The organism is Thermococcus marinus, assembly GCF_055389025.1.
This window is the reverse complement of sequence record NZ_AP042417.1, coordinates 1,935,830-1,959,012: the sequence shown is the minus strand read 5'-3', so window position 1 is coordinate 1,959,012 and position 23,183 is coordinate 1,935,830. Positions and strand designations below refer to the sequence as shown.

The following is a 23,183-nucleotide window of genomic DNA, read 5'->3' as shown; positions in this document are numbered from 1 at the left end:
CCACTTCTTTAAGGGGATTAGCAATGAAACGGGGAGTTCCAGCGATTTTAGTAACTTTGGTGGCGTTTCTCCTGCTTGGAAATGTCTCAGCGGCTCCAAGACCGGTGCTGTGGGAGGGGACGGCCTGTGAGGACATAGCCTACCAGAAGAGCATAGAAGCCGCCGCGATGACGGAGGACAGGGTCTACGCGGCCTGCTCTTACAGGCAGGTGGTCAATTCCACCGGTCTTATCCAGGTATACTACCTCGGTATCCTTTCCGCGTTCTCGGCCAACGGGACTGAGCTTTGGCAGAACTCTTCCGGATATACGGTCAAGCTTGCTCCTCTCGATGACGGTGTGCTGGCAGGGAGCTTTGGTGCCCTCCTCAAGTTCGACAGGGACGGGCGCATTGTGGGGTCTTACAACGTCCTAAACAAGCTTTATGACTTCGTGGTCTCTGATGGTATGGTGTACATAGCTGACGGGGACTTTTTCCTGTCCGGGGGCTCCACCTCGTACCGGGGCCACGTTTATGCCGTAAAACTTGGTGGGAACCTTACCGGCATCTGGAACGTCACGTTCAACGATATGATTACTCGTGTCAGAGTTGCTGATGGCATCATATACGCCAGTTCCGGTTTTCCCTCGGGTTATGCTGGAGGCTACCAGTTCGGTTCGCTCTACGGGGTTTCCCCGGAAGGAAAGTCCCTCTGGAACCTCAGCATCGGGCACTGGGTAAGGGACCTGGAAGTCTGGAAGGGCAACGCCGTCCTTGGGACTGGGTGGGACGGCTCGAAAGGCAACTTTTACGTTGTCTCTCCCGCCGGGAAAGTGCTCCTCAACGAGAGCCTCTTTTACACCGAGGACATAGTTGTGGTCGGCGACACCGCATACGTTGGCGGCTACGACGGCAGGAACGGGACGCTGGTCGCCCTGGAGCTTCCCTCGGGGGAGGTTCGGTGGGAAGTAAAGTTCCCGTACCGCGTCAAGGCTCTGGCCTATGCCGATGGAGTTCTGCTCGCGGGTACCGGTAAGTTTGAGAGCAGGGCAGAGAACGGGACAACTTACGTTTACAGCATCGGCGAGCTGTACGCTCTCAGTCCTGAGGGGAAGGTTCTCAGAAAGCTCCCCAATACAGGATACGTCAGGAGCATAGCGGTAAAGGACGGCAGAGCGGTAATCGGAACCGCGAGCTCAAGGTTCTATGTGGTCGATGTAAACGCTTTGAAAGGAGGCCAGAAGAGCTCAATATGCGGGCCGGGTTTCGTGGTTCTACTCGCCATTGCGGTGCTGTTTGTAAGGAGGCTCACATAGAAACGAGGCCGTATTCGATTAGCTTGTTCACTATTTTTCTTCCCTCTCTTGTTAGGTCAACAACCTTTCTTATCATGACTATCTTGAGGAGGCCTTTGTCTATCATTCTGTCGTAGATTTCCTCGATTTCCCTCTCGCTGAGGCCGAGGAACTGGTGGACCTCAAGCGGGTTGAGGCCTGAGTAGAGCGCCATGAGGATTTGCTTCTCGATTTCGTCGAGGCTCTCAAGCTCCTTCAGCTCCTTCTCCATGACCTCCTGGAACTCTGCCTGGAGCGTCGGGAACTCCTTAGAGACCTTCATGATGAACTCAAAGTAGCCGGGTATGTACTTGAGCAGGTAGCGCAGGACGAAGAGCCTCGTCTTCTTTTCGGGGATGTACAGGTACGATGTCACGGTCTCGTCTATGTAGAAGTGCTTTATCTTCCAGGCCTGGATTTTCTTGCCGTCCATCTCGACCTCTTCTATATCCATGTCCTCCACGTCGGAGAATATCGGTATGGGCCTCATATCGGGGTCTAGCACCACTATGTTCCTTTCGGTTCTGCCCTTTTTGGCGGACTTGACGGAAACTATGCGGAGCGTGCCGTCCTGCCACTTTGACTCCATGTTGAGCGCGCCACCCTTAACTCTGGCCAGCTGTATTTTTACCGGCTTTCCGTTTATTAGAACTTCGAAAATCGTGTGGACGAACTCCTTAAACTTGTCCTCATCGTATATCAACAGGTTGTCCCCGATAGTTAGAATAACCATAAGGTCTCCCCTGCCGGGGACATAAAATTTCAATCCAAAGTGCTCCCTCTCGGGGTTTAGCTTGTATCCATCGGGGACGTTGGTTGCAAGGTCGCTCAGGGTTGATAGAGGGAAGTTATCTTCACCCACCACCTCCCCCATACGAAGATACCTAAGAATAAGCCTATCGTGCTGAATAACCCCAATAGCATCGCGCCAGTTGATACGGTTTGAGCCCTTCCACGATGAGACGATGGCCACCTTTACCCTGGTCTCAGTTACTGCCATGGTTCACCCCTTCCGTCCTCAGGTAATTGCCCGGTACTCCTCGAGTTGCTTTTCGAGCTTTTCAACCTTTGCGCGGAGCTTCTCACACTCCTGTGAGAGCTTAACTTCCAGCGGAGTTACGGCGGGGTTTTCACCCCTGCTCTGTATGAGCTCATCGAGTATCCCTACGGCATTGTTGATACTGCTGGTAATCCTTATAAGGGCTTCTTCAGGCGGGAGCTCAACCGCAGTCTTTCCGTCCTTGCTCTTGACCTTAACAGGGAGCTTTGTCCTTGCGACGTACGATATCACCTGGTTGAGCTTCTCCCTGTCCTTCTGGCTCGGGAAGCGTGCCAACCAGAGCCTCTTGAACTCTTCGAGCTCGGCGAGCACCTTCATCAGGAAAGCGTTGTACTCGTCCTCGCTTATGTAGCCGAGGGCGTATCCCCTCGCGACGTCGAGGAGCATCAGCAGCCTCTCCTTCTTGTGCCTGGCCTCGTCAATGACGCGCTGGACTTTCTCGTCAATGACCTGGCGGAGCTTCCTGATGAGCTCATCCTCGTTGACGCCTGAGACGCTCATCTGCTTCTTTTCTTCTCTGGGGGAGACTACTGGCTCCTCTCTCTTGGGGGCAGGGCTTTCGCTCTTGAGCTCCCTCTCAATCAGCGCCGCGTACAGCTCTCCCATCTGGTTGTTTATGGCGTTTGTGATGATGTACGCTGTAACCACCATGCCGAGCAACATCACGATTGCTATGACGGCAATTGTCATCACGTCCATGTTTTCACCTCCTTACGGGAACCTCACGGGGAAATGGAAAGATAGAACGAAAACGAAAGTCACAGTTTGAATTTGCTGATGATTTCTCTGAGTTGTTTGACGATGTTTTTGAGGTCGTCTGCAGCCCTCTGGAGTTCTTCGGTAGCGGCAGTCTGCTCCTCCACAGCGGAACTAACCTCCTCGGCACTGGCAGTTGTTTCTTCAGCACTGGCAGCCAAGTTCTCCAAAGCCCTAAGAGCCTTCTCAACCTCCTCCTGAGTCCTAACAATCTGCTCCTTCACCTCACCCATCCTACCACTAGCATCCTGCAACAAATCAGCAATATTCGCCAAGTAAGTTATAGTCTCCTTCAACGTGTCCGCACTTTCACTCACCACCGAAACACCCTTCTGAGTACTCTCCACAGCATCATGAATCTCACTGGTTATCTGGTCAATGATACTCTTGATGTTGTCTGCGGCCTGCTTGCTCTCCTCGGCAAGCTTCCTAATCTCCTGGGCAACCACTGCAAAACCCCTGCCAGCCTCACCAGCACGAGCAGCCTCAATAGCAGCGTTCAAAGCAAGCAGATTCGTCTGCTCGGCAATGTTGGTAATCACATTCGTAATCTCCTCAATACTCCTGCTCATCTCAGCAACCTTGCTAACGGCGTTCTCAATCCTGCCCATCATCTCCTGAATGCTTTCAATTTGTTTGGCTGAGACTTCGCTTTTCTCCCTGCCCTCATTGGCGATGTTGACGACTTCATTTACAGCACCTTCAAACTCGTCCATTGCCCTGACGCTCTCAGCGCTCGTCTCTGCCACGAAGCGCATTCCCTCGGTAATCTCGTTAATGTGCTCCTGCTGGCGCTGGGCTTCAATGCTGACCTGCTGGACGGCTTCATTAACCTGGTTGATTGCCTCCGTAACGTCTGAGGCAATTCTTGCAAGAACGTTGGCGCGCTCTTCGAGAGTGTCGGTGATGCTGACGACCTGCCCAATGAGTTCTTTGAGTTTGTGAGTGGTGTTCTTCAGGTCTTCGAGGATTTCTTTGAGTTCGCCCTTGGCTTCCATGGTGAGGCCGTTGCTCAAGTCGCCCTCGGCGAGACGCTCAAGCTTGCCAGCTATAGCGTCGAGGGTTCCGACGAGGTCTTTGCCTACCGCTTCAAAGGCCTTTATGAGGGCTCCAATCTCATCATCCTCAATGTAGTGAATCTGCTGGAGCTTCCTGCGCACCTCACTCAACCTACCCTCGGCCAAAGCCTGAGCAACCTCCCTAAGACCCTCAAGCGGCCTGAGAGAGTCGGAGAGAACTTTGTAAACTCCCACGGCAACACCGACGGCTATCAGCACTATAATGCCCGTGAACTTGGCGGCTTCACGCTTTGTGGCTTCTTGGAAGCTTACCACGAAGTCTATGATCGCCCCTGCCATCTCCCGCTCCGGAACCTTGGCGAAGACGTACCAGCCAGTGCTGGGTATCTTCACCCCCGCTGCGACCGCTGTAGCGCCATTCCACGTGTACACAACGACGTCCTCTTCCTTGCCGCTGCGCACTATGTCCGCTATGGGTTTAAGGGATTCCTCTTTAAACACATTGAGCTTCATTATGTAGTCGTGGTTCGGGTGCATGTAGGTCATTCCGTCAGGGCCCACGACGTAGGCGTATCCTGTCTCACCTATTTTGACTGTGTCAACCTTCTCTGTGAGCGTGTCTATGAAGACGTCAAGCCCAACGACTCCGACGAGCTTGCCGTTGTAGTAAACAGGTATGGTATACGTTACCACCCACTTTCCGGTGGAAGCGTCCTGGTAGGGCTCGCTCCACGTCGGCCCGTTCTTTGCTACGGCCTCTTGGTACCACGGTCTCACGCGCGGGTCGTAGCCCTCCGGAAGCTCCTGTTCTGGGTAGATGAACATGTTGCCGTTGACGTCGCCGAAGTAGACGGCGCTTATCTTTGGTTCCGCCTTGGCGATTACTGTAAAGTGTTCCTGTATGATTTCGTTGAGGGTATCTTCGTACCCCGGGCTTCCGAACTCATAGCCCTCGCTTTTCAGGTCTTCCAGGGAGATTACTGTCAGCTCCTGCGTGGCTCTCCCCAATGCTTCCACCTCGTTAAAGAACGCCTCGAACTCGCCCGCGAGTGCTTCGGCTTTTGCCTGGACTGCATCTTTTGCCTGGTCTTCAATTATGGGTGCCATGCCGTCTTGTATGGACACGACTACTTGGTTGCCAGCGTACAGTATCATTCCTCCCCCCATTGCCGTCAAGAGGGCCAGTCCGAGTACAACAACTACAAGGATTTTCTTCTTAAACTCCATGGTGCATCATCCCCCGTTCTGGGTTTTCTGTGACGCGTCTTTCTGATTAGTAAATAGCCTCAATGACCTTTCCATTTGAGACCTTTCTCATTCTAACCTTGCCCGTTGAAAGGTCGAGGTAAATCGTCCTTCCGCCCTTTCCGCCCGTGTCTTCTGCGACCAGCCGTATGCCGTACTTTTTGAGCTCTCTCTTTGCAACCTCAACGTTCCTCTTCCCTATCATTAGCTTCTCCGTTGTCACGTTGCTGAACATGTGAGCGCCCCCGAAGAGCTTTGCCTCGGCCCGCCTTATGCTTCCACCGAGCTTCTGAATGTCCCTGATGAGTAACTGGAGGCCGGTATCAACGTACTTTGCGGGGTTGCCCTTGTTGCCGTAGTAACTTGACTCGGGCAGGAGGGCGTGGAGCAGGCCGCCGACCTTTGTCAGGCGGTCGTAGATTGTTATGCCCACACAGCTACCTAACCCGTAGGTGCTGATTATCCCCTCCTTCTTGCCGACGGCGTAGTCGCCGATACCGACTTTTATCTCGGCGGGCAAGTCTCAACCCTCGGTCTCTTCGTTGATTTGAGGTGTTTCAGCTGTCTCTTCTGCAGTTTCGTTCGTTGTGTCCTGTGGGGGTGTGTCCATGATTGCCTCCGTCTCACCTTTCCTTTCTGTCCCAGCGCTCTCGCTGGGTTCCTCTTCGAGTTTGGCGTCCTTTACCTGCGCTTCAAGCTTGCTCACGAGCTTGTCAAACGCTTCCTTGGTGGGCACGAGGTAGAACAGGCTCTCTATTCCGGTGTCTCTCTGGTAGAAGCGGGCCTTGAACATTATGACCTCGTTGACGTCTCTTAGCTCTGGCCTAGCCAGCTCTTTCTCGACGTCGTAGAGGCTTTCGGCCGGCTTTGGCGGGCTCAGCGATACAGGCTCCTCGATAAGCTTCGCGAGTATGTCGGTGTAAACTGAAATCAGTATGTTTCCTACCTCCATTATCGCTGAGCGTCCCATCTCATCAATGCCCTCGTCCCCGGGATCCATTCCAAGGAGGGACATGACGAGGGCCCTGGCGCTCTCCTTTGGGAACTGGAGTATGGTCAGGCCGCTCATCCCCTCGGTTATGTCAAACATAACGACGAAGCTGTTGCCTATCCCCCTGCTCGCGAGCATTGCCAGAAACTTTGCCCTTGGAAGAACTTGCACGGTGGGTGGTTCCATATCTATCTCGCCTATCATGTTAGAAAGTGCGGTGAGGGCGTTGCTTATCGCTATGTTGGACGCTTCCTTAAATATGTCTTGATACCACTCCGAAAACCAGTCCTTGTGTTCGGTCATGCGAATCCCCCCAACAGGGTCTCAACGACCTTTTTCATCGAGGCGGGGTGCGGGATAATCGTGAAGTGCTCCTTGAACTCGACTCCTTCTATCGTTATATCCGTGCCGAGGAGTATCGTGTAGTCGCAGTACTGGCCGACATCTGCGAGGGCAAAGTCAAGTATCGCGGGAGTGAAGTCAATCGCTATATCCGGCGGGGTCTGGTTGATTTCCGTCCCAAGAAACTCGCTGAGCGCGTTGGCGAAAGCGGAAATTAAAATGTTTCCCATCTCCATAACGGCCGATGCAACCATGTCGTCGAACTCCGTCGTTGTTCCAAGCTCCTGTCCCATCATGAGGTCGAATATTCTCAGCGCGTCCTCGAAGTCAAGGAAAAAGAAGGCGTGACCCTCAAAGCCACCGCTGAGCTGGATGTAAACTGCCACCTTGACGTCTTCTCCCACCTTCTCCGGAACCGACTTGATGGACGTCACTTCAATCCCCGGGACGGTGATGTCTACTGTCAGTCCCGTCATCTCGCTGAGTGCATCCGCTGCCCTTGAGGCCCCTATGTTGAACGTCTCGACCAGCGCGCTCTTGGCGAACTCGTCGAGGTTCTTTATGTATTCCTCGTAGTTCTCAGATTCCACCGCTTTCACCTCCAAGGAGACCGTTAATCTCGATAATCAGCACGACGCTGCCGTCACCGAGTATGGTAGCGCCCGCAAATCCGCTGATGTGTGAGAGAAGCTTGCCGAGGCTCTTGATAACGATGTCCTTCTTGTGGAGGAGCTCATCAACTCCTATCGCGACCTTCTGGGCACCGAGGTCAACAACCAGAGCCGGGAACTCGTTGAGCTCAGGCACCGGCAGGCCGAAGAGCTCGTGGAGCATAATGACCGGTATAATCTCTCCACGGAGAACAATGACTTCCTTTCCGCCGATGCTCTTGAGGTTCTCGCGCTTTATCTCGATGCTCTCGAGGATGTTGTTTATCGGAACCGCGTAGATCTCGTCCTGCACCTTGATGAGGAGGGCCTGGATGATGGCCATGCTCACCGGCAGTTTGAGTATGAAGGTCGTTCCCTTTCCGACCTCGCTTTTGACAGAGATTGTGCCGTTGAGGCTCTTGACGACCTCCTTAACAACGTCCATGCCGACTCCTCTTCCAGAAACGTCGGTAACCTGCTCCTTGGTGCTGAAGCCCGGCAGGAAGATCAGATTTATGGCCTCTTCATCGCTCATTTCGGCTGCCCTCTCTGGAGTGATAAGTCCCTTCTCAATTGCCTTCTTCTTGACCTTCTCCGGGTCTATTCCCCTTCCATCGTCCCTGACGATTATCTCGACGTGGCTCCTCTCGCGCTTGGCTATTAACTCAACCCGTCCTGCCCTTGGCTTGCCGAGCTTTACACGCTCCTCCGGGGGCTCAATACCGTGGTCTATGGCGTTCCTGAGAAGGTGGACGAGAACGTCGCCGAGCTTGTCGAGTATCGTCCTGTCAACCTCAATGTCGGCGCCCTCAACGATGAACTCGACTTCCTTGCCCATCTTCCTCGCGAGCTCGCGGACCATCCTCGGGAACTTGTTGAAGACCTCTGCAACCGGTGTGAGGCGCATCTCCATTATCTCGTCCTGTAGCTCGGTGAGCAGCCTTGAGAGCGTTGAAAGGGTCTCCAGGAGCTCTCTGTCACCGAGCCTCTCAGCTATCTGCTCAAGCCGTCCCTTGGTGATGACGAGCTCACCGACGAGGTTCATCAGCCTGTCGAGGTGGCTGACGTCCACTTTGATTATCTTGGAAATCTTCACCTTCGGAGTCTTTATCGGGCCCTTTGCTGTCTTTTTCTCCTTCTTTTCGGCTTTTGTCTCCTTCTTTTCCTCCTTCTTTTCGGGCTTGGGCTGGGCCTGGGCCGGGGCCTCTTCCCCAATCTCCCTAACGTCGGCGCTCTCGACGTCCGGGTGCTTGGTGACTATCTTGGCTATGTCTTCCTTCTTGAGGTTCGTCCTCAGAATGACCCTGAAATAGTAACCATCAATCAGCTCGCCGTTTTGAATTTCAATCTCGTTGGGCTCGGTCTTCTCTATGATGCCTACTTTCTGAAGGTCCTGGAGGACGAGGTAAGAGCGAACTCCCTTGAGCGGTGCGTCTTTCTGGAGGTAAACCGTGACCTCGTATCTCTTTTCTCCTCCCTCACCCTTTTCGCCCTCTCCACTCGCAACGGTCTTGCCGCCGAGCGTCTGGATCTCAACCTTCTCAACCTCGGGATGCCGAGAAACGACTGTTTTAATCTTCTCCGGGTCCTCTTCGGTCTCAATCACGAACTCAAGCACATCAACGTCGGCCTTTCCGTCCTCAATTATTTTCCTCTCGGGGTTAGTTTCTAGGACAATCCCGAGCTCTTCAAGGTCTGAAAGAATTAAAAAAGCCCTGACCCCGCGCAGGGGGGCGCCCTTCTCGAAGTAAACCTTCACGAGGTAGCGGTTGCCGGCGGGGGGAGTTTCTGGTGCCTCAGCTCCCTCCGCTTCTCCCTCTTCGGGGGCTTTCTCCTCTTTCTCCGCTTTTTCCTCTTCCTTCTTCCCGCCGCCTGCTCCCGCCTGGTCGAAGAACTTCTGGGCCTTCTCGAAGAGCGAATCAACGTCGAAGTCGCCCTCCTCCCCGGTCTCCTCGATGTTGTCAACCATGGCCTCGATGATGTCGAGGAATTCGAGGAGGACGTCTATAAGTTCGGGAGTTGGCTCAATCTTACCGCTCCTGACGAGGTCGAAGAGGTTCTCCATCTTGTGGGCCACTTCGCTGAGCTTCATGAAGCCCATAGTCGCGGCCGTACCCTTTAGAGTATGAGCATCACGGAAAATCTGGTCTATCATTGCCTTCTTCTCTTCCTCGCTGCCGCCTTCCTTGACTATCTTCTCCAGCGTGAGTATGGCGTTGCTGAGGCTGTCTATCCTGTCCCTCGCATCGGCGAGGAACTCATCAAGGTACTGGGAGATGTCCTCCACCGCCACCACCCCTCTTTATCTTGTTCACTGCCATCACAACGGTGTCTGCGATTTTATCGAGCGGGACGATGTAGTCAACCATGCCGGTCTCGGCGGCCGCCTTTGGCATTCCGTAGATTATCGAGGTCTCCTTGTCCTGCGCGATGGTGATTCCTCCCTTCTTCTTGATGGCTACTATTCCCTGGGCCCCATCGCGTCCCATCCCGGTCATGACAACGCCGACGGTTCTCCGACCAAAGACCTCTGCGGCGGTAATCATCATCGGGTCGGCCGCGGGCCTTACGCCGTGTATCTTCGGCTTCTTGTTGAGGGTTATCACGGGCTTTCCGCGCCTCAGCTCGACCTCCATGTGGTAGTCGCCGGGCGCTACGTAGCCCCAGTCCTCCTCGATGGGTTCGCCGTCCTCAGCCTCCTTCACGTTGAGCTTGCTGACGCTGTCGAGCCTCTTGGCGAAGGACTTTGTGAAGCCTGGTGGCATGTGCTGGACGAGCAGGATTGCCGCGCCGAGGTGCTCTGGGAACTTGGGGAAAACCTTGAGGAGGGACTGCGGCCCGCCGGTCGAGGCGGCCATTGCAACCGCAATCCTCGCGGGGACACCTTTCCGTTTGACCTTGCTCTTCTGGGCCCTCAGCAGTCTCGTTCTCCTGAGCTCCAGGAACCTCCTCGGGACCTTTGCCGCCTCCTTGATTTTCGCGATTATCTCGTCCTTCATCTCCTTCATGCTGAGGGAAATGGAAGAGCTGGGCTTGGGAATGAAGTCAATCGCCCCGTACTCGAGGGCCTTTATCGTCGCCTCGGCTCCCTCCTGCGTGAGTGCGCTCACCATGATTACCGGCGTCGGGCTCTGCTTCATTATAACCCTGAGGGCGTCGAGGCCGTTCATTCGGGGCATCTCAATGTCGAGCGTTACCACGTCCGGCTTGTGGAGCTTGACCATGTTTATGGCTTCGATTCCATCACGGGCTTCGCAGCAAACTTCAAGCTCGGGGTCGGAGTTGATTATATCCCTGAGTATCTTGCGCATGAATGCCGAGTCATCAACGACGAGTACCCTAATCTTTTTCTTGGGTGAGCTCAGGGGCATCATCACTCACCCTAACTTGAGAGTACGCGGTTGATTTCTTCAAGCACCTTCGGGGCCTGGAAGGGCTTGACGATGTATCCAGAGGCGCCGGCCTTGAGGGCTTCCATGACCTTGCTCTCCTGTCCGACGGCGGTAATCATGATTATCTTGGCGTTGGGGTCGATTTTTTTAATCTCCCTGACGGCAGTTATTCCGTCCATCTCCGGCATGACTATGTCCATCGTTACCACGTCGGGCTTGAGCTCCTGGTATTTCTGAACGGCCTCCTTTCCGTTGCCCGCTTCCCCAACAACCTGGTGGCCGCCCTGGGTCAGTATCTTCTTCAGGAGCATGCGCATAAACGCCGCATCATCTACCACCAAAACTCTGGCCATGCTTCTTCACCTCCAGGTTCTTGCGATAGATCCTCGCGACGAGGTCATACAATTTGAACAGTTTTGCCGCGTTTCCGAGTATGGTCTCGGTTTTACCAAGAATCAGGAAACCGTGGTCTTCGAGCGAATTATACAGCCTGGCGAATATCTCTTCTTGGGCCTCCCTCTTGACGTAAATCAGCACGTTGCGGATGAATATGACGTCGAACCCGGTCGGGTACCTTGAACTGAAGAGGTTGAACTGCTGGAACTTTACCAGCCTTCTAATCTTCGGTGAGACGCGGTAGCGTTCATCACTTACCCTCGTGAAGTACTTCGGTATCATGTGCCTCGGAACCTGCTTCTCGACGACGTCAACTGGATATTCACCGCGCATCGCGACTGCGAGGGCTTCCCTGTCTATGTCCGTCGCCAGTATCTGCACCCTGAAGCCTCCAAGGTCTTCGCCGAGGGCCTCGTAGAGGGTCATCGCTATCGAATACGGCTCCTGGCCGGTGGAGCAGGCCGCGCTCCATATCCTGAGCGACGAGCTGTGCTGCTCCTTTTTTATCTTCACGAGCTCGGGTATGACTTTCTTCTCAAAGGTCTTCCAGACTACAGGATCGCGGAAAAATTCGGTGACGTTTATAGCCACAGTCAGGAGCAGTTCGTCGAGCTCCTTCTTGTTCGTCTTTATCAGGCGGTAATACTCCATGAAGTTCGTAATCCCCAGCTTTCTCATCCTCGCGCGGATTCTCCTCATTAGGTATGAGTCCTTGTAGGCGTCACTGCTAACCCTGAGGTGTCGAAAGAGTTCCTCCTTAATCTTCAGATAGCCGGGGTCCCGGTAGTCCATCATACGACCCACTCACCTTGTTGAATTTCCGGGTGGGGCGTAAGCCCATTGTGGACTCGCCGAAGTCTCATACAGTTCTATGGGCGTTCTCTCATAAAAAGCCTTTAGTGTAGATGGTTGTGTAGGTGCATACGCAGGTTGTTACGAACCAACTTATTATTATGATAACTCGTAGCCTTGGTTATCACATACATACGAAAGTCTTTTATCTCTGAAGTGACAATAACTACCAGTCAAGGGGGTGTGCTCATGGGCAGGTCAGTGACGATTGCATCAGTGGTGCTGGTTCCAGTGGCTACACTAGCAGGTTCTGCGGTTTCTCCAGCGGTGGGTGCAGTGGTGGGCATCGGTACGGCATTGGGTGTGGGTCTCTATCTGAGTTCCGCCTCCAAAAAAGAGGATTTTTTAGGAATCCTTGAAAAGCTCCTGGAAGGAGATAATACTCCCCTTCAGAACCTCGACCAGGAGACCGCTTCTCGCCTTCTCCGTATAGTTGAAAAGGCCAGGTCGAAGAAGGAAGTCCGGATTGAGAAAGTCAGTGTCCCCGGTGAGGTTCAGGGGGCACTCGAAGAACTTAAAAAAGCCGACGAGAGAGTTTCTTCTCTTCTAAGGAGCTCTGACTTTGAAGTGTCTCTTGATTCCGCTGAACTCCTCAACCTAATCCAGGAGGAGCGCTCCCGCGTTGCGGAGCTGGGTGACTACATTCAGACCCTCACGGCCGGCATCGAGGAGATGAACACTCAGGCCCAGGCTTTGACGGACTACGCCCTTGAGACTGCCAACATGGCCGAGAAGGGCAAGCAGATTTCCGACAACGTGGCTTTGAACGTGGCGAGCATCAACGAGGTCAACCAGGACATGGAGAGGGCCCTCTCGCTCCTTGTCGAGCACTCAAAGAGAATCGGTGAGATAGTTGAAGTAATAGGGAACATCGCGGAGCAGACCAACCTTCTGGCCCTCAACGCGGCAATAGAGGCCGCTAGGAGCGGTGAGCATGGGAGGGGCTTTGCCGTTGTTGCCGAGAACATCCGCGAACTGGCCGACCAGTCCAAAAAGTCAACGGACCAGATTGCCGAACTGATTAGAAACATGCAGGAAAGCATTGACAAGGTCGTCGGCTCGATAAAGAAGGAATTTACCGTTACCGAGGAGATAAAGGACGCCGTCCAGGAGCTCATCGCGGCCTTCGATGACATAGCGAGGCGTGCCAACGAGACCGCCAACATGATAAAGGAGCTCTCCGACAGCATAGAGGGACAGGCTCAGTCCGTTCAGATGTTGATGGACACCCTGGACAATGTTTACAAGGTTCAGGAAGACCTCTCGACGGAGATTGGCGGCTTCACGAATTTTGTCGCCGACGTCCAGACCCGGCTGGAGGAAATTAGAAAGGGTCTTAAGGAGCTTGCCGAATCAGTTTCGCGTTCACGTGAACTCCTTGAACGGGTTAGGGGGTGATACTTTGGGGGAGGTTCAGGTAGTTGCCTTCATGGTCGGCAACGAGGAGTTCTGCCTCGATATATCCAAGGTCAGGGAAATTAAGGAAATGATGCCCATAACACGCGTTCCAAACGCTCCCGACTTCGTGGAGGGCGTCATAAACCTGCGTGGCCAGATTACCACCGTTGTGAACCTCAAGAAGCTCCTCGGCTACTATGACATAGATGAGGACCTGTCCAAGAAGAAGATTATCATCGCCGAGGTGAAGGACGAGGTAGTTGGCATAATCGTTGACGCGGTCTCGGACGTAATAACGCTCACGGACGAGCAGATAGAACAGCCTCCCAAAACGCTCGCCAGCAGGGTGGACATACGCTACATAAAGGGCATTGCCAAGATAAACGACGGAGAAAGGCTTCTCATAATGATTGACCTAGACAAGCTCCTTGGTGACGAGTTTTAAAGCAGGTTGAGATCCTTTAGAATCTTCTCAATATCGTCTTTCTTCTCTTCTTCGGGTTCTCTCTCAACGGTCCCAAGTTTGAGCATCAGCTTTTGCACTTGTTCTTCCAGTCTCCTGAGCTCCTCGAACTGGTAGCGCAGCTTCTCATAGAACTCCTTTTCAACGGGTGTTACTGGAACGGGCTCTCCCAGCATTTCTGCAATCCTGTCGATTTCCCCTGCCAACTCGTATGTTATTCTGTGTATCTCAATGAAGCTCTTTTCAGGCGAGAGTTCTTTGTCCCCTCGTTTCATGGGGAGTTCCAGCCTCTTGGTCTTTATTATGACCTCGTTGAACCTTGAGTAGACGTTTTCATCTGGAACGGAGACGATAGCCAGCTTCCTAAGGTTTTTGAGGAGTTCGACGAGGTTCTCTCTAAGTTCATTGAACTCACCCTGCCCCTTCCCCGTTAGGACGTAGACCTTCGCTATGTCCCTGAGGGAAAGAAGCGCACGCTTGGCCTCAAGGAGGCCCTCCCGGAGCTTCTCGGGCTGGAGGGTTATTGCGGCCTTGATGACCTCAAGGAACTCCTCAACTTCTTCGTTTTTCCGCCTCTCAATGACATCTTCCAGGTGCTCTATTTCTTCTTCGAGTTCCCTGATTATCTCTTCCTTGAGTTCTTCCTTTATCAGCTCTCTGCTCTCTTCAACTTCTTTTTCGAGCTCTTCAACTTTTCTTTCGAGCTTTTCGAGGCCGTTCTTAACGCTTCCAATCTCGAAGTCAAGCTTGGTCTCAAACTTTTTGAGCTCCTTTAGGGATTTTTCAAGAAGAGCAAGTTTTTCCTTTATCCCGTTCAGCTCGGGGATTTGGGAGGGACCATGCCCAGAACCCTTAAGCTCAGAAATTTTCTTCTCAAAGGTGGAGCGGAATCCTGTGAGGTTCTCTTCGAGCTCCGAGAGGTTCTCCTTGAGCTCAAAGTACCTCGCGAGAACCTTGTTCGTGATATCTCTGACGTAAAGAACAAGAGCCACTGCAACTACTGCAGTAACTGCGATTGCTTCCCACATGATTACCACCCGGAGCCCATGGATTAATTTGAATAGTTCATGTTTTAAACCTTTTTTGGGGGGCCGCTTTAGATTTTTTCCAGAATACTGATGGTTGTCCTACTGTTCCATTTTTATCGAAGCGTTGTGATATCGTCCAATTCAACGAGACTTCCCTTGTATGTGGGGCATTCTCCATACGAAAACGTTATATATTCTCTAACCACTAACACCAATACGGGACCTACATAGCCAGCTACATCAAGTTCAGAGGGTACAATCAGTCCAGAAGGCCTTGGAGGTGGAGAAAATGAACTCGGTGGTGATGGACCCTCAGGTGCTCAGGTCGTTGCACCGCAGTGACCTCAGGAAGAAGATACTGATGTACCTGAACGAGATATACCCGTCCGCGACTTACCTGTCTGAGATTGCAAGGGTCGTCGGTTCTGATCCCTCAAACGTCAGGGGGGCCCTCGTTGGACTCGGCAACCGTTACAACGGTGAAAGCTCCCTCGTGCATCTCGGACTCGTTGAGGAGATAGCCAGCAACGGTTTCAAGTACTACCGCCTCACAGAGTACGGCAAGAAGGTCGTTGAATACCTTAAGGAGTACTATGCTTATTACAGGCGGTTCCTGTGAGGTGGGGTAATGGAAATAGGGCGTGCCGTTGAGGCCATCGACGCCAACATAGATCACATGGTCAGGACTGCGGTACTCCAGATTGTTGCCCTCGGCATGAAGCACGGCATATTTTCCCTCCTTACAGAGGAACCTACCCTCCAGGAGCTACTAGACAACATCGGCCTGCCAAACAGGGCCCTGCTTGTGAAGTTCGTCCACACACTTCGGGACCTCGGTATTGTTGAGGTTCATGGAGGCAGGCTTGTCCTTAGTGATTTTTCGTACATCCTCAACTTATCCCCGGACACCTGTTCCACTCTACTTCCTGACTGGATGTCCATCCACGAGGAGATTTACAGGATGGTAGACTACGCCTTCATAACTCCCAAACATCCTCACATTCTCATGGACTTCGATAAGGACGCTGACTTCTGGGACATGAGGATGAGGACTTCCTTTGCTCAGACTTATCGAGAGGTTATGGCCAGTGTGGCGGGCATAGGTCCTGGCTCTGCGGTACTAGACATTGGCTGTGGCTCTGTCTCCCCTGAGTTCTTTGGTAGCATCGTTGGCTACGACGGCTTTTACCTTGGCATCGACTACTCCTCTGCACTCCTTGAAATAGCCCGCTCAAGGGTGGAGAGCAAGGGTCTTCCCGTATATCTCAAGGAGCTTGATGCAAGGCTCATACGCCCCGTCAATAAATACGATGCAGTTTTAATAAGCTTCGTCCTTGAGTACATACCGGACAGGGAGAAAGTTCTCAAAAACGCCTTTGAGACTCTGGAAGTGGAGGGAAAACTGGTTATAGTCGAGCCTTTCAGGGACGCCTTTAAGGACATCTCTGCCCTGGAGTTTTTTGAAGCATTAAACAGGGATTTCGTGGGCTTTCCAACTGCGGAGGAAATAATAAATGCCCTCAGAAAGCTTGAGTTTCAATTCAAGGCAGAACACCCCGGGAGAAGCGTTCTTGTAATTGAAAAGCTCTGATGAGATATTGTGGTCTATTTTTGTTCCTCGCACCTACATATGCACCTACACAACCACCTACACTACTAAAAACAAAAAAGGGATTTATATTCTCCCGGCGTAACCTTCACTGCAGATAACCCCAGGGGGTGCATGGAGAATGAAGGCCAGGACCAGGAGAGGTGCGGTTGGTATTGGGACCTTGATTGTGTTCATTGCTATGGTGCTGGTGGCTGCAGTGGCTGCTGCAGTGCTCATCAACACGAGCGGCTTCCTCCAGCAGAAGGCTTCCAGCACCGGCAGGGAAACCACCAACGAAGTTGCCAGCGGCATACAGGTCGAGAAGGTCGTCGGTAAGACCGACACTGACAAGAAGTACGTCCAGTACCTTGCCATTTACGTTAGCCCGAACGCCGGATCAGCCGGCATAGACCTCAAGAACACCAAGGTTATCCTCAGCAACGGAACCGTCCAGGCTGTTCTTAGCTACGACACCGATGCGTATACTAAGGGGGTTGTTTCCAACATCTTCGACACAAGCCTTGGCGCGTGGACAAACCTGACCAGCAAGACCACCAACTTTGGTCTCATCGTCCTCCAGGACGCTGACGATTCTGTTAAGGCCAACTACCCGACCCTCAACAAGGGCGACCTCGTCGTCCTCACCGTCCAGGTTGGCAACAATGGTGTCTTTGGCGCCAACGGTATCGAGCCCAGGACCAAGATAATCGGCAAGGTCGTTCCCGAGTTTGGTGCTCCGGGTGTCATCGAGTTCACAACCCCAAGCACCTATACGGATGAAGTTATGACCCTGCAGTGAAGGGGTGAGGGGTGATGTTCGTTAGGAAGCTGAAGAAGAGGGGTGCGGTTGGTATTGGGACCTTGATTGTGTTCATTGCTATGGTGCTGGTGGCTGCAGTGGCTGCTGCAGTGCTCATCAACACGAGCGGCTTCCTCCAGCAGAAGGCTTCCAGCACCGGCAGGGAAACCACCAACGAAGTTGCCAGCGGCATACAGGTAACTGCCGTCTACGGCTTCGCACCATACGATGACAGTTCTGGAACCTACAAGAACATAACTAGGCTTGCCATTTACGTTAGCCCGAACGCCGGATCAGCCGGCATAGACCTCAAGAACACCAAGATACTGCTCTCAAATGGTGAAGTCGAGGCTGCCCTCGCCTATGACCCGGACACAATATCCAACGCTTACACAAACGCCTCAGTCAGCGACATCTTCAATGAGACTATCGGAAGCGGAAATGAGCTCTTCAACTGGAGCGAGCTCAACGCTACTCACTTCGGTATCATCGTCCTCCAGGACGCCGATGACTCCGTTAAGGAGAGCTACCCGACCCTCAACAAGGGCGACCTCGTCGTCCTCGCCGTTAACGTCGAGAAGGTCTTCAGCACTACAAGCGGTATCCCGCCGAGGACCAAGATAACCGGCGAAGTCGTCCCCGAGTTTGGTGCTCCGGGTGTCATCGAGTTCACAACCCCAAGCACCTACACTTCCAGCACTATGGAGCTCCAGTGAAGCTTAGAGCTTCTTTGGTTTTTCTTTCGTTTTTGATCACTTTCAGGAGGTGGTACTATGCGTAGGGGAGCAATAGGCATTGGCACGCTCATCGTCTTCATTGCAATGGTTCTCGTTGCGGCAGTGGCGGCAGGCGTTATCATAGGCACCGCCGGCTACCTTGAGCAGAAGGCTCAGGCGGCCGGGAGGCAGACCACCCAGGAGGTAGCGAGCGGAATCAAAGTCATCAACATCTACGGCTACGTTAATACCACCCCCCCGAGCAAGGGGGCGATAAGCAAGATGGCCGTGCTCGTGGCGCCCAACTCGGGTAGCGAGGGCATTGACATGAGCAACGTGAAGGTCGTCCTCAGCGACGGTGTCAAGCTCGTGGTCTACAACTACAGCGGGATCCTCTACACCGGGGTCATAGACGACCTATTCAATGGTACCAACATCACAAAACAGGTTTGGAACAACACCAACCTCACTAACACGACGTTTGCAATAGCGGTAATCCACGACGGGGGCAGCAAGATGGACACTAGGCACCCGAACCTTGAGTGGGGTGACATGGTGGCGTTGCTCATGAAGACGACTATCTTCGAGACCGAGGACGGCACAAAAGGCATCGGCCCAGCCACCAAGATGGTCGGCAAGGTCATTCCCGAGGTCGGGGCGGCCGGTGTTATAGACTTCACGACCCCGGCAACGTTTAACTACAACGTGATGGTGCTCCAGTGAGGTGGTTACCGTGAGGAGGGGTGCGATTGGTATTGGCACGCTCATCGTCTTCATCGCGATGGTGCTGGTGGCGGCGGTGGCCGCTGGGGTGCTCATAAGCACCAGCGGCTACCTCCAGCAGAAGGCCATGGCCACAGGGAGGCAGACCACCCAGGAGGTAGCGAGCGGAATCAAAGTCATCAACATCTACGGCTACACTCCGGCAGACCCGCCTGGGAGCGGCAACATAACCAGGATGGTCATCTACGTTTCGCCAAACGCTGGCTCTGGAGGAATAGACCTCGCCCACGTTAAGGTTGTCCTCAGCAACGGCAAGCAGATGGCGGTTTACAGGTACGAGATTAACGAGACCAACTACTTCCTCTACTCCGGTGACGTCAGCAACGTGTTCCCGGACGTTGGGGAGAGCAACAATGGTGTCCTTACCTCTGCTCCAACTGACTACACAGAACTTACGGGTACAAACAACACCGTCGAGAACCTCTGGAAGAACCTCTACTACGCTATGACCAATGACGATAAGATGCTCTTTGGCATCATCGTCGTTGCTGATGCCGACCAGAGCCTCAGCGGGAGCTGGCAGCACCCCAGCCTCAGCTGGGGCGACATCGCAGGCATAGCAATCTGGACGATACCCTTTGATGATAATGCCAACGAAGACAACGGTTACCAGGACGGCTACGGCATCGGCCCCGGCACCAAGGTTACCGGCAAGGTGATACCAGAGAATGGGGCCGGTGGCGTCATAGACTTCACGACTCCCAGCACGTACACTACCAACCTGATGGAGCTCCAGTGAGGGGGTGGGACGATGGCACTAGACTTCCTTTCATCTTTGTTCAAGAAGAAAAAAGAAGAGGAGCCCACCCCCCAATCCGAGCCCATTGGGCTTGAGGAGCTGGAAGAAGAAGTCGAAAGCAGGCAGGAAAACGAGCAGATTATGCAGATAATGGAGAGACTGAACGAGATTGAGAACGAGGTTCCAAGGATAAAGATAAGCGTTGACACGCTGAAGAAGCAGATACAGGAACTCCGCGACGACATCGATAGGCTCGACAAGACCATCAAGGACGTCATGATGCTCTACGAGGTCATCAGCCAGGAGATAAATCCATTCAAGGAGCAGATGGGGCAGGAGAACCCGCTCAGCAGCGAGATTCAGGAAATCAAGAGAGAACTGGAAGACTTAAAGCTCGAAATTGCACAGATAAAGAATGACCTTAAGGTGATAGCCGGCTACGGCGTTGACCTTGATTCGATAATCTATGAGGTGCTCGCGGAGGTGTGATGCATGGAGATGACAAGGCTCGTCACAGAGGCAGACATCAACGCCAAGCTCGCTGAGCTCAAGGGTAAGGTTCCCAGCGTCGTCATTAACGAGCTCCGGGAGAAGCTGATAGCGAGAAAGGAGAACCTCACCTATGAGCAGCTTGAGAAGATAGTCCAGAAGGTCCTTGAGACCTACGGCAACCAAGTGACCAAGTATGAACAGCTCAGTAAGCGCGTTGACGAGCTTGGTAAAAGGCTGACCGACCTCAGCATGCAGCTCAGCAGGCTCGTCGAGACCCTTGAAACCGCCAAGTTTGACGTCCATGAGAAGAAGGCCGAGAAGGTCTCCCAGAAGGTTGAGGAAGTCCACGAGAAGATTGAGAAGCTTGAGGACATCCTTGAAGGGGAAGAAGAGAAAGAAGAAGTTTCCCCAGAGCTCATTGAAAAGCTTGAGGAGCTCCACAAGAAAGTTGACGAGCTCACCGAGAAAGTTGAGGAGAAGACCGCAAGTGAAAAGCTCGAAGAGGCCCAGCAGAAGCTTGAAGAGCTCCGCGCGAAGATTGAAGCAGGTGAAGCGGTCAGCGAAGAGGAGCTCGCGGCTGCTGAGCAGGCGGTTGCCGAGGCTCAGGCAGAGCTCGCAGAAGAGAAAGCCAGGGAAGCAGAGGAGGCGAAGATTCCTGAGGTCGAGGCTGAGACCATAGAGATGCCAGCGGAAGAAGTGGAGGAAATTCCTGCGGAAGTCTCTGAGGGGGTTGAAGCTCCCGGCGAGGAACTTGAGGTCGTTGAGGGGGCTCCTGAGGCCCCTGAAGTGGAAGAGGCTGAAGAAGCCGGGGGAATTGAAGAAATTGGGGTGGAAGCCCCTGCGAAGGGGACTGAGGAAGTCGTGGGGCTTCCCTCTGAAGAAGCCGGTGAAGTTTTAGTTGAAGAAGTTCCTGCTCATGAAGAAGTTATTGAAGAAAAGGAGGAAGGTGGTGTTGGTATGGCTGAAAAGCTCCAGATTCCCGAGGACATCGCAAGCCTTCTCTTTGAAGAGGAGCCCAAGAAGGCCAGGCTTGAAAAGCTTCCTGAGGACATCGTTTCCACCATGATAGCGCTCAAGTGGCTCGGGTTCCTTATTGACAGGGTCGGCATTCAGAACCTTGAGAGGGTGCTTGAGTTCTACTACGAGATCGGCTGGATAAGCGAGGAAGTCCTCAACCAGCTGCTCCGCTACGCCAAGGGCACCAGGCCTCACCACAGGGATCCCGAGTGGAAGCCCGCCGAGAAGCTCACCGTCCAGGACCACCTCATAAGCCTGCTCTTCATCGAGAGGCTGAGGGGCCTCAAGATAAACAGGAACGTCCTTGACAAGCTGGAAAGGGAAATCAAGATGCTAGAAAAGACGCTGGACGAGTTTTACGGCATTTGAGGGCATCAACAACAGGGTGGGGGGATTGCAATGGGCTTCAGCGTTTCAGCGAGTGCAGCGATAATCTTTATTTCATTTTTAATGGTTGCAGTGACCCTTTACAACGCATGGGACAATGTCTACGCTGAAGTTCAGGCTGCCCAGGAGGATTGGTATAATCTCAAGCTTTCCCAGCTCAACACCCTGTCCTCCTTGGATATACAGAAAAGTAGTGTGAGTACTGGAACTGGTAGTAGTGGGGACTACTATAATCTCACACTTGCAATTCAGAGCAACGGAGTTACCCTCTATGTTCCCCACTGGAGCGGGACGTATGATGGAAAGCTGGTCACACTTTACAACGTTGATGATGATAACGTTGGTTTCCTTTCCAACGATTATACCTATCTCCTCCCTGGAGATTCCGTCCAGTTGAACGTTACCTACATACCCCTCAATGAGACTCGGCACACGCTCAACGTGGTCTTTGGCAATGGGTGTTGGGTTCGCTTCAGCTGGTATTATAACACCACGGACAATGCGGTGTATGTGAATACCTCAAGAGGTTGCCCAACGGAGGTGAGCTAATGGGAGCAGGGGGGCCAGCGAGCGAACTAATAATGTTCATTGTGGCAGTGCTCGTCGCGGGAAGCGTGGCGGGGGGATTGGCCTATGTTACCAACGACATAGCCGGGGGCATCACCGACAGGGGGGCAATGCTGGCCGACAGCCTCAGGACGGACTTTGCGATAATAAACGACCCGCAGAACATTCCCGTGAGTGGGACCGGGCCCTACACGTATACGTTTTACATTAAAAACATCGGAAAGATGAAGATTCCCTTCACGAGCGACGCGGTTCAGGTGTTCATAGATGGAACGTTAATCCCACCTGCAAACCTGACCTTTACAGATGTCGATGGAAACCCGATAACGAGCCTTAATCCCTACGAGGTCGGCCAAATACAGGTTACCCTTGGCACCGCGCTCTCTGCTGAAACGCACAGGATAGTAGTAGTGCTTGAAAACGGCAAGAAGAGAAGCCTGATATTTGAGATTTAATCTCCTGAAATAATGGCCCAGCGGGTGATTACGTTGGTCGAGGAACTGCTCAAGATAGATCTCAAGGGCGATGAGCTCCACCGGCGCCTTGGCGGGGGAATCCCCGCAGGGACTATAATGCTAGTCGAGGGGGATAGGGGTAGTGGTAAGTCTATCTTTGTCCAGAGGCTTCTCTACGGGTTTCTCATGAACGGCTACACCGCCAGCTACATCTCCAGCCAGTACACGACGGTTGAGTACATAAAGCAGATGGAGTCCCTGGGCTATAGTGTAATCCCTTTTCTAATCAGGAAGAAGCTCATATTCGTGTCCCTTTATCCCCTGCTTACGGGAGTGAGTGAAAAGAGAAAGTTCCTCAGCAGGCTTTTTGGCGAACCCCGTCTCTGGGAGCCCGACGTTATGATAATCGACTCATTCTCATCGCTCCTTTCGAGGGAGCAGGATCCCTCTGCAGTTAGGGACTTCCTCCTCTACGTGAAGAAGATGGCCTCCCTTGATAAAGTGATTATACTCACCGCAAACACCGAGGAGATTGATAGGGACTCCCTGTTTATCCTCGAAGAGGCCGCCACCATGCTCATAAGGCTGAGCGTCAAGGTCTTCGGTGGGGACTTGAAAAACTCGGCGACGATAGTCAAGTACAACAACGCTAAGGGAATTTTCCAGAAGATTATACCCTTCCGTGTGGAGCCGAAGGTTGGCCTGATAGTAGAAATAGCGGCGGTGGTGTGA

25 protein-coding genes are annotated in these 23,183 nt (G+C 53.1%); 14 read left to right on the top strand and 11 right to left on the bottom strand.

Annotated elements, in window-relative coordinates; genetic code table 11:
• The first annotated feature begins 23 nt into the window (after positions 1 to 23).
• On the top strand, positions 24 to 1,295 hold the full coding sequence (locus ACZ5ER_RS10920) for an outer membrane protein assembly factor BamB family protein (RefSeq protein ID WP_464934459.1): 1,272 nt from the start codon (positions 24 to 26) through the stop codon (positions 1,293 to 1,295).
• On the opposite strand, the gene ACZ5ER_RS10915 is transcribed toward ACZ5ER_RS10920, so the two are convergent.
• The 10 genes from ACZ5ER_RS10915 to ACZ5ER_RS10870 are packed head-to-tail and all read right to left on the bottom strand — an operon-like array spanning position 1,288 to position 11,959.
• Positions 1,288 to 2,313, bottom strand: a complete 1,026-nt coding sequence (locus tag ACZ5ER_RS10915) for a CheF family chemotaxis protein (protein WP_050001831.1) — start codon at positions 2,311 to 2,313, stop codon at positions 1,288 to 1,290. The genes ACZ5ER_RS10920 and ACZ5ER_RS10915 overlap by 8 nt on opposite strands.
• An 18-nt stretch (positions 2,314 to 2,331) precedes the next feature.
• Positions 2,332 to 3,072, bottom strand: a complete 741-nt coding sequence (locus ACZ5ER_RS10910; RefSeq protein ID WP_050001830.1) for a hypothetical protein — start codon at positions 3,070 to 3,072, stop codon at positions 2,332 to 2,334.
• Positions 3,073 to 3,131: 59 nt separating this feature from the next.
• On the bottom strand, positions 3,132 to 5,375 hold the full coding sequence (locus ACZ5ER_RS10905) for a methyl-accepting chemotaxis protein (RefSeq protein ID WP_464934458.1): 2,244 nt from the start codon (positions 5,373 to 5,375) through the stop codon (positions 3,132 to 3,134).
• Positions 5,376 to 5,421: 46 nt separating this feature from the next.
• On the bottom strand, positions 5,422 to 5,913 hold the full coding sequence (locus tag ACZ5ER_RS10900; protein ID WP_464934457.1) for a chemotaxis protein CheD: 492 nt from the start codon (positions 5,911 to 5,913) through the stop codon (positions 5,422 to 5,424).
• A gap of 3 nt (positions 5,914 to 5,916) precedes the next feature.
• On the bottom strand, positions 5,917 to 6,687 hold the full coding sequence (locus tag ACZ5ER_RS10895; protein ID WP_081947253.1) for a chemotaxis protein CheC: 771 nt from the start codon (positions 6,685 to 6,687) through the stop codon (positions 5,917 to 5,919).
• Complete coding sequence (locus tag ACZ5ER_RS10890; protein ID WP_050003894.1) at positions 6,684 to 7,316, bottom strand: chemotaxis protein CheC; 633 nt, start codon at positions 7,314 to 7,316, stop codon at positions 6,684 to 6,686. Before ACZ5ER_RS10890 ends, ACZ5ER_RS10895 begins: the two co-directional genes overlap by 4 nt.
• A complete protein-coding gene (locus ACZ5ER_RS10885; RefSeq protein ID WP_464935216.1) occupies positions 7,306 to 9,663 on the bottom strand; it encodes a chemotaxis protein CheW in 2,358 nt (785 codons plus the stop codon). The genes ACZ5ER_RS10890 and ACZ5ER_RS10885 overlap by 11 nt, the downstream gene beginning before the upstream one ends.
• The gene (locus ACZ5ER_RS10880) at positions 9,638 to 10,747 is read right to left on the bottom strand and encodes a protein-glutamate methylesterase/protein-glutamine glutaminase (protein WP_050003892.1); all 1,110 of its coding nucleotides are present in this window, start codon (positions 10,745 to 10,747) and stop codon (positions 9,638 to 9,640) included. The genes ACZ5ER_RS10885 and ACZ5ER_RS10880 overlap by 26 nt, the downstream gene beginning before the upstream one ends.
• A gap of 11 nt (positions 10,748 to 10,758) precedes the next feature.
• Positions 10,759 to 11,121 carry a response regulator gene (locus ACZ5ER_RS10875; RefSeq protein ID WP_050003891.1) on the bottom strand — a complete coding sequence of 121 codons (363 nt, stop codon included), beginning with the start codon at positions 11,119 to 11,121 and terminating at the stop codon, positions 10,759 to 10,761.
• Positions 11,096 to 11,959 carry a CheR family methyltransferase gene (locus tag ACZ5ER_RS10870; protein WP_050003890.1) on the bottom strand — a complete coding sequence of 288 codons (864 nt, stop codon included), beginning with the start codon at positions 11,957 to 11,959 and terminating at the stop codon, positions 11,096 to 11,098. Before ACZ5ER_RS10870 ends, ACZ5ER_RS10875 begins: the two co-directional genes overlap by 26 nt.
• Before the next feature lie 246 nt (positions 11,960 to 12,205).
• Between ACZ5ER_RS10870 and ACZ5ER_RS10865 the strand changes: the two genes are divergently transcribed.
• Positions 12,206 to 13,414, top strand: coding sequence for a methyl-accepting chemotaxis protein (locus tag ACZ5ER_RS10865; protein ID WP_464934456.1), 1,209 nt, complete (start codon positions 12,206 to 12,208; stop codon positions 13,412 to 13,414).
• Between the two features lie 4 nt (positions 13,415 to 13,418).
• Complete coding sequence (locus tag ACZ5ER_RS10860) at positions 13,419 to 13,859, top strand: chemotaxis protein CheW (protein ID WP_050003889.1); 441 nt, start codon at positions 13,419 to 13,421, stop codon at positions 13,857 to 13,859.
• Here ACZ5ER_RS10860 and ACZ5ER_RS10855 read toward each other — a convergent pair.
• Complete coding sequence (locus ACZ5ER_RS10855; protein ID WP_050003888.1) at positions 13,856 to 14,905, bottom strand: hypothetical protein; 1,050 nt, start codon at positions 14,903 to 14,905, stop codon at positions 13,856 to 13,858. The two genes, ACZ5ER_RS10860 and ACZ5ER_RS10855, sit on opposite strands and share 4 nt — an antisense overlap.
• 289 nt (positions 14,906 to 15,194) lie before the next feature.
• Between ACZ5ER_RS10855 and ACZ5ER_RS10850 the strand changes: the two genes are divergently transcribed.
• The 11 genes from ACZ5ER_RS10850 to arlH all read left to right on the top strand — a co-directional run bounded on the left by ACZ5ER_RS10850 (position 15,195) and on the right by arlH (position 23,183).
• On the top strand, positions 15,195 to 15,524 hold the full coding sequence (locus ACZ5ER_RS10850; RefSeq protein WP_050003887.1) for a helix-turn-helix domain-containing protein: 330 nt from the start codon (positions 15,195 to 15,197) through the stop codon (positions 15,522 to 15,524).
• 9 nt (positions 15,525 to 15,533) lie between these two features.
• Positions 15,534 to 16,496, top strand: coding sequence for a class I SAM-dependent methyltransferase (locus ACZ5ER_RS10845; RefSeq protein WP_464934455.1), 963 nt, complete (start codon positions 15,534 to 15,536; stop codon positions 16,494 to 16,496).
• Positions 16,497 to 16,635: 139 nt separating this feature from the next.
• The gene (locus ACZ5ER_RS10840) at positions 16,636 to 17,295 is read left to right on the top strand and encodes a flagellin (RefSeq protein WP_464934454.1); all 660 of its coding nucleotides are present in this window, start codon (positions 16,636 to 16,638) and stop codon (positions 17,293 to 17,295) included.
• A 14-nt stretch (positions 17,296 to 17,309) separates the two neighbouring features.
• Positions 17,310 to 18,011 (top strand): flagellin, encoded by a 702-nt coding sequence (locus ACZ5ER_RS10835; protein WP_050003885.1) that lies wholly within the window; start codon positions 17,310 to 17,312, stop codon positions 18,009 to 18,011.
• 57 nt (positions 18,012 to 18,068) lie between these two features.
• A complete protein-coding gene (locus tag ACZ5ER_RS10830) occupies positions 18,069 to 18,734 on the top strand; it encodes a flagellin (protein ID WP_050003884.1) in 666 nt (221 codons plus the stop codon).
• Between the two features lie 10 nt (positions 18,735 to 18,744).
• Positions 18,745 to 19,533, top strand: a complete 789-nt coding sequence (locus tag ACZ5ER_RS10825; RefSeq protein ID WP_464934453.1) for a flagellin — start codon at positions 18,745 to 18,747, stop codon at positions 19,531 to 19,533.
• Positions 19,534 to 19,545: 12 nt separating this feature from the next.
• Positions 19,546 to 20,022, top strand: coding sequence for a flagella accessory protein C (locus tag ACZ5ER_RS10820; protein ID WP_464934452.1), 477 nt, complete (start codon positions 19,546 to 19,548; stop codon positions 20,020 to 20,022).
• 3 nt (positions 20,023 to 20,025) lie between these two features.
• Positions 20,026 to 21,411, top strand: coding sequence for a FlaD/FlaE family flagellar protein (locus ACZ5ER_RS10815; RefSeq protein WP_464934451.1), 1,386 nt, complete (start codon positions 20,026 to 20,028; stop codon positions 21,409 to 21,411).
• Between the two features lie 30 nt (positions 21,412 to 21,441).
• A complete protein-coding gene (locus ACZ5ER_RS10810) occupies positions 21,442 to 21,978 on the top strand; it encodes a flagella (RefSeq protein WP_464934450.1) in 537 nt (178 codons plus the stop codon).
• Positions 21,978 to 22,451 carry an archaellum stator protein ArlG gene (gene arlG / locus ACZ5ER_RS10805; RefSeq protein ID WP_050003879.1) on the top strand — a complete coding sequence of 158 codons (474 nt, stop codon included), beginning with the start codon at positions 21,978 to 21,980 and terminating at the stop codon, positions 22,449 to 22,451. The genes ACZ5ER_RS10810 and arlG overlap by 1 nt, the downstream gene beginning before the upstream one ends.
• Before the next feature lie 33 nt (positions 22,452 to 22,484).
• Positions 22,485 to 23,183 (top strand): archaellum protein ArlH, encoded by a 699-nt coding sequence (gene arlH, locus ACZ5ER_RS10800; protein ID WP_050003878.1) that lies wholly within the window; start codon positions 22,485 to 22,487, stop codon positions 23,181 to 23,183.

Bases quoted from the DNA above. Each gene is read 5' to 3' on its own strand.
- ACZ5ER_RS10915 (WP_050001831.1), bottom strand. From the start codon at position 2,313: ATGGCAGTAACTGAGACCAGGGTAAAGGTGGCCATCGTCTCATCGTGG.
- ACZ5ER_RS10845 (WP_464934455.1), top strand. From the start codon at position 15,534: ATGGAAATAGGGCGTGCCGTTGAGGCCATCGACGCCAACATAGATCAC.
- ACZ5ER_RS10830 (WP_050003884.1), top strand. From the start codon at position 18,069: ATGCGTAGGGGAGCAATAGGCATTGGCACGCTCATCGTCTTCATTGCA.
- ACZ5ER_RS10875 (WP_050003891.1), bottom strand. From the start codon at position 11,121: ATGGCCAGAGTTTTGGTGGTAGATGATGCGGCGTTTATGCGCATGCTC.
- ACZ5ER_RS10820 (WP_464934452.1), top strand. From the start codon at position 19,546: ATGGCACTAGACTTCCTTTCATCTTTGTTCAAGAAGAAAAAAGAAGAG.
- ACZ5ER_RS10870 (WP_050003890.1), bottom strand. From the start codon at position 11,959: ATGATGGACTACCGGGACCCCGGCTATCTGAAGATTAAGGAGGAACTC.
- ACZ5ER_RS10865 (WP_464934456.1), top strand. From the start codon at position 12,206: ATGGGCAGGTCAGTGACGATTGCATCAGTGGTGCTGGTTCCAGTGGCT.
- arlG (WP_050003879.1), top strand. From the start codon at position 21,978: ATGGGAGCAGGGGGGCCAGCGAGCGAACTAATAATGTTCATTGTGGCA.
- ACZ5ER_RS10880 (WP_050003892.1), bottom strand. From the start codon at position 10,747: ATGCCCCTGAGCTCACCCAAGAAAAAGATTAGGGTACTCGTCGTTGAT.
- ACZ5ER_RS10910 (WP_050001830.1), bottom strand. From the start codon at position 3,072: ATGGACGTGATGACAATTGCCGTCATAGCAATCGTGATGTTGCTCGGC.
- ACZ5ER_RS10850 (WP_050003887.1), top strand. From the start codon at position 15,195: ATGAACTCGGTGGTGATGGACCCTCAGGTGCTCAGGTCGTTGCACCGC.
- ACZ5ER_RS10815 (WP_464934451.1), top strand. From the start codon at position 20,026: ATGGAGATGACAAGGCTCGTCACAGAGGCAGACATCAACGCCAAGCTC.
- ACZ5ER_RS10840 (WP_464934454.1), top strand. From the start codon at position 16,636: ATGAAGGCCAGGACCAGGAGAGGTGCGGTTGGTATTGGGACCTTGATT.
- ACZ5ER_RS10905 (WP_464934458.1), bottom strand. From the start codon at position 5,375: ATGGAGTTTAAGAAGAAAATCCTTGTAGTTGTTGTACTCGGACTGGCC.
- ACZ5ER_RS10920 (WP_464934459.1), top strand. From the start codon at position 24: ATGAAACGGGGAGTTCCAGCGATTTTAGTAACTTTGGTGGCGTTTCTC.
- ACZ5ER_RS10895 (WP_081947253.1), bottom strand. From the start codon at position 6,687: ATGACCGAACACAAGGACTGGTTTTCGGAGTGGTATCAAGACATATTT.
- ACZ5ER_RS10810 (WP_464934450.1), top strand. From the start codon at position 21,442: ATGGGCTTCAGCGTTTCAGCGAGTGCAGCGATAATCTTTATTTCATTT.
- ACZ5ER_RS10835 (WP_050003885.1), top strand. From the start codon at position 17,310: ATGTTCGTTAGGAAGCTGAAGAAGAGGGGTGCGGTTGGTATTGGGACC.
- ACZ5ER_RS10855 (WP_050003888.1), bottom strand. From the start codon at position 14,905: ATGTGGGAAGCAATCGCAGTTACTGCAGTAGTTGCAGTGGCTCTTGTT.